Here is a 4,731-nt window from a genome sequence, read left to right on the forward strand (position 1 = left end):
TCGACTACATCGCCTTCCAGCAACTGGAGCACGAAACGTTCGTGCGAGGGCGTCAGTCACGCATCTATGTGCAGATGAGCAACCGCGGGCCCAAGAAGGCCACGGGCGTGGTGGTGCGCTTGTATTGGGCACGCATGACGGGCGACACGATGCCGCCATTGACCGCGAACTTCTGGACAGCCTATCCGGACGGCAACCCCGGGCCTTCGGATGCATGGCAGGCCGTGGGCCCCAAAGGCACCCTGGACGAGCTACCTGCCGGTTCACCACGTGTGCTGCATTTTGATTTCTCGCCACCAGACGAGTCCGTGGACCTGGCCCTGATGGCGGTGATGAGCAGCGTTGAGGATCCGGTCAACGGCAGTGGCACCGATGTGGCCGCTATCGCCCAGGTCAACAAACGCGTGGTGGTGCGGCGCGTACCGGTGGGCTACAGCACGGCAGAGATCGTGATCACCATCCTGGCTGTGGCCGGTCTGGTGGCTGGCGTCACCGCTGCGGCGGTTGCGGCAAGCTGAGGCCATCAGCTGTTCAGTCGGGGGGCATGATGCCCCCCTAGCCTGACCCCGCCAGGCCCCCCAAGGTTTGGGAAGCGCTGCCAGGCGCCTGCTCCTAGAGTCCAGCCAGAGGTCGATGCCATGTTGCATCGATTTGTGTGATGCCTGACTCAGGAGCATGGCCATGAACCCCAAAGACACCGCTTCCCCATTGACGATCCAGATCCAGGCCCAGCTGCTGGACGTGGCCAGAAGCACGCAGAAGGTGGAGGCCATGGCCTACGCCTTCAGTTCCGAAGCGCGCTTTCTGGGCAGTGCGCCGCTCAACGACAAAGGCGAAGCCAGTCTGCCTGTGCAGGCCACTGTACCCGCAGACACCTTGCGTGTGCTCGTAGGGCCCCGCCTGTCAGACAAGGAGCCCGACTTCGCCGAATTGATGCGCCGTGGCGCCATTGAACAGCACCTGAACTACAACCCGCGCTTGCGCGAACTCAAGGCCGACTTCATCATCTATGAACCCATCTGGCTGTGCTGGTTGCGCAGCGCCGTGTTCGTGCAAGGCCAACTGCTCAAGAAGGTCACGATTGGCGGTGCGGTGGTGGACTTCCCCGTGTGCAACGCCACGGTCGAGATCTACGAGGTGGACCCGCTCTACATCCTCATCCCCAAGCTGCCCGTGCTGGTGCTCGATCGCTTGCGCGACATCATCGCCAACGCCCGCATCAAGGATCCCATCATCACGGTGCCGGAGCGTGTGCCTGGCCCCATCCCGGAGCCTGGGCCGGGGCCTTTGCCCTTGTCCGTCACCGGTGCTTCCTTGCGGAGGTTGAACACCACCACCCTGGCAGCACAAAGCCACGCCTTGACGGCAGACAGCGCCGCCACACTGACCAAGCTGAGCGAAGCCACCGAACTGCGTTACCTGGCGCAAGCCGGCAGTGCCTTGCAGTTCCAGCAGGCCCTGATCCAGAACCCCGTGTTGATCAGGCCTTTGCTGTGCTGGCTGTTCCCGCGCTTCGTGACCATGCAGCGCGTGGGCACGGCCATCACCGACAGCTGCGGCCACTTCCGCACCGTGTTCTTCCAGGGCTGCCACAACCACGACACGCCTGATCTGTACTTCAAGGCCACGCAACCCATTTTTGGCCCCTTGAAGTTCACCATCTATGCGCCCACGCCGGTGGCCTGCCACACCTGGTGGGACTACATGTCAGGCACCGAGGTCAAGCTCTATACCCACAGCCCTTTTGCCCATACCTGCGCACCCTGCCCGCCTGTGGTGGGGCCCCAAGGCGTGGGTCGGTGGGTGGCCTTCCTGGCCATCGGTGGCGTGCCTCTGAGCCAGATCTACGGCACCAGCAAGGCCTTGAAGGACAGCACCTCGCCTGCCGTGCTGACAGCCCGGCGTGGCCTGACCGCCGACGGTCGCCCCTGGGGTGGCCTGTTGCGCCCGCGTTTGCTGTTTGCCAATGAGCTGGAGGCGCTGGGCGTGCGCCACTATCAGATCTCATGGCGACGCGGCTTCAGCGGTGCCTTCCATGCCTTGAAGGATGGCATCCAGCATTACTACCGCCACGATGTGAACACGCCCAGTGGCGTCTTCCCGGCGTGGACGCCTTTCACCTTGGGGCCCAAGCCCGTGCCGGCGGGTGGCGGCATCGAAGTGCCCGATCTCACGCAGATTCCCTACGCCTCGGTGGCACCGGAAGGCGTGTGGGACACCCCGCCCAGCGCCGGTGAGATCGTCGAGCACCTGAGCAGCGCCAAGTTCCCCACGCACCTGTTCGCACCGGGGCTGAGCTACAACGGCGATGGCTCCGTGGTGTCAGGCACCAGTGATGACAGTGGCCAGTACCAGCTCAAGGTCGATCTGTTCGACGCCCTGGGTCAGCCCATCGACATCCATGCGCTGGGCATCAAGTTCGTGGTGCCCGATGTGCCTGATCTCACCGGCACCATCTACACGACCGATGCCGAGCCACTGGGCCTGGTCGTGGGCAACAGCATGATCATCACCCTGCATGTGGACAACAACCATTGCTACGCGCAGATCCCCGCGCCCTCCATTGGCGCGACCTTCGCCGACGACTGTTGTGGCGTGCTGCAGGCGCAGGACAGCGATGTGGTCAGCCTGCCTTATCAGGCCTGGCACCCGCATGGCTTTGCCAACTACAGCTTCGTGACCGTGCGGGGCGTGCGCACCGTGCTGAACCGCTCGCAGGACCCGCTCAACCCGGGGCAGCCCTTGCCGGTGGACGACCCGGGCACGCCGATGGTCAACGAAGACCCGACGGGCGGATCACCTGCCACGATGTCCGTGCACGATCTGATGACCGTGAACATGCCGGCATCCTGCCTGGTCGATCATCCCGCTGGCTGCCTCGTGGCCGGTTTCAGCGAGAACCTGTATGTGGACTCGACCGCCACAGACGGCTGGAGCAACGAGCTGGGCTATGACGCCAGTGCGGTACGGGCGTTTGTGTTGTCGAAGGTGGTGCTGCCGACGAGCTGAGCCTGTACGGCTGTCTTGATCTTGAACCGACGGCATCTGCAGCACTTGTTCACACTTGCTGCAGATGCTTACCAGTTTAGTGATTTTGATATCACTAAACTGTCGGATCGCTTTCAGGACCCGTCATATGGACCAGCAAAACAAGATCTCTCGTCGGCAAACCCTGGGTTGGCTGGCCTTGTCCACCACGACACCGAGCTGGATGCTGGGTGGATGTGGCGGCGCTGGCTATATGCATGGCGATCCGGTGACGATCGATGGTGCCTTCGGTACATCAGACGTCACGCAGACCTTTCTGGGCGGTTCAACCGGCATGATCGAGGCGTGCCAGGCGGGCGCCAACATCAGCAACGGCAAGGGCTGGTATTTCAACGAGCTGGGTCATCCCACCACGGTGATGTCCGATCCCAAACGGGGCAAGGTGCTGTTCACACCTGAAGACAGCACCCACTACAACGCCACCCGCCATTTCGATCCAGGCTTTCCGATTGCGGAGCAGCGCTACTTCTACAAGGCCCATTGGGTTCGCAGCGTGCTGCTGCTGGACGGCCAGCCCTACACCAAGAGCTTTCAATGGAAGCATGAGCGCGTGAACTGGCGCAACACCATCGTCGATGGTGACTGCGAAATCAAGGTGCATGACTATCCCAACGGCGGTGGTGGCCTCATGACCTTTGTGAATCGCTCAGCCACTGACAAAAGCGTCTATTGGGGTGGGCAGGTCATCAAGGCCAACAGTGACTGGGCTTTGTTGGAGATGATGGTCTATACGGGCACGCAGGGAGCCAATGACGGCAAGGTCGTGACCCGTGCGCACGTGAACGGCAAGACCTACATCAATCAGAACAAGCAAGTCGAGAGGGTCTATGCCGACCCCACTATGCGCTTGAGGCACTTCATCGAGCAGAACTACTTTGGCAACTTTGGGCAGGTGGAGGACGGCGTGAACAACCCTCTGCCCAAGCCGGAAGTGCGCGAACTGTGGTCGGACGACAGCCGGGTCATCGTGGGCAATGATGCTCGCGCGGGCTGGCAACGCGTGGAGCTGCGTGACGCCGTGTCATTACAGGACGCCAAGGTGCGCGAGCTGCAATCCTGGAACATCTGGGACGGCCACATCACGCTGACACTCAACACAGGAGGCCTGCAACCTGGCGTGCACGACCTCTTCCTGGTCGTGATCGATGGCGTGGACGCCCAGGGCTGGGATGTGGTCAGGCAATCGATGCCGATTCGGGTGGTGGTGCCCGGTACGGTGCCCACACCATCGAGTTGACAAAAGGGCTTTGGCCTTGCGTCTCAACCCCTTTGGGCAGCCTCGATCGTGGCGATGTCGATCTTGCTCATCTGCATCATCGCTTCGAAGACACGCTTGGCCACGGCACGATCGGGGTTGGCCATGGCGGTGGTGAGCACGCGAGGCGTGATCTGCCACGACAGCCCCCACTTGTCCTTGCACCACCCGCATTCACTGGCCTGACCACCGTTGTCGATGATGGCATGCCACAGGCGATCGGTCTCTTCCTGGGTGTCCGTGGCCACCTGGAAGGAGAAGGCCTCGCTGTGCTTGAACGCCGGGCCACCATTCAGGCCAAGGCAAGGAATGCCCATCACGGTGAACTCGACGGTCAGCACATCACCTTGCTTGCCGGACGGGTAGTCGGCCGGGGCCCGAAGGATGGCACCCACGGTGCTGTCAGGGAAGGTTCTGGCGTAGAACTG

The 4,731-nt window shown here is 62.3% G+C and carries 4 protein-coding genes; 3 read left to right on the forward strand and 1 reads right to left on the reverse strand.

Annotated features, from left to right (window positions below; all coding sequences use genetic code 11):
• The 3 genes from VFW93_RS02695 to VFW93_RS02705 all read left to right on the forward strand — a co-directional run.
• The coding region (locus VFW93_RS02695) for a hypothetical protein (RefSeq protein WP_329692448.1) at positions 1-518 on the forward strand (518 nt) is incomplete at its 5' end.
• A gap of 163 nt (positions 519-681) precedes the next feature.
• On the forward strand, positions 682-3,009 hold the full coding sequence (locus VFW93_RS02700) for a hypothetical protein (RefSeq protein WP_329692449.1): 2,328 nt from the start codon (positions 682-684) through the stop codon (positions 3,007-3,009).
• Between the two features lie 127 nt (positions 3,010-3,136).
• Positions 3,137-4,285, forward strand: a complete 1,149-nt coding sequence (locus VFW93_RS02705; protein WP_329692450.1) for a hypothetical protein — start codon at positions 3,137-3,139, stop codon at positions 4,283-4,285.
• Between the two features lie 23 nt (positions 4,286-4,308).
• Here VFW93_RS02705 and VFW93_RS02710 read toward each other — a convergent pair.
• On the reverse strand, positions 4,309-4,731 hold a 423-nt coding region (locus VFW93_RS02710), incomplete at its 5' end, for a VOC family protein (protein ID WP_329692451.1).

It is taken from the genome of Aquabacterium sp. (genome assembly GCF_036279675.1).
In the GTDB taxonomy this organism is placed as follows: Bacteria; Pseudomonadota; Gammaproteobacteria; order Burkholderiales; family Burkholderiaceae_C; genus Aquabacterium.

Excerpts from the sequence above, each read along its gene's own strand:
- VFW93_RS02700 (WP_329692449.1), top strand. The coding sequence starts at position 682 with ATGAACCCCAAAGACACCGCTTCCCCATTGACGATCCAGATCCAGGCC.
- VFW93_RS02705 (WP_329692450.1), top strand. The coding sequence starts at position 3,137 with ATGGACCAGCAAAACAAGATCTCTCGTCGGCAAACCCTGGGTTGGCTG.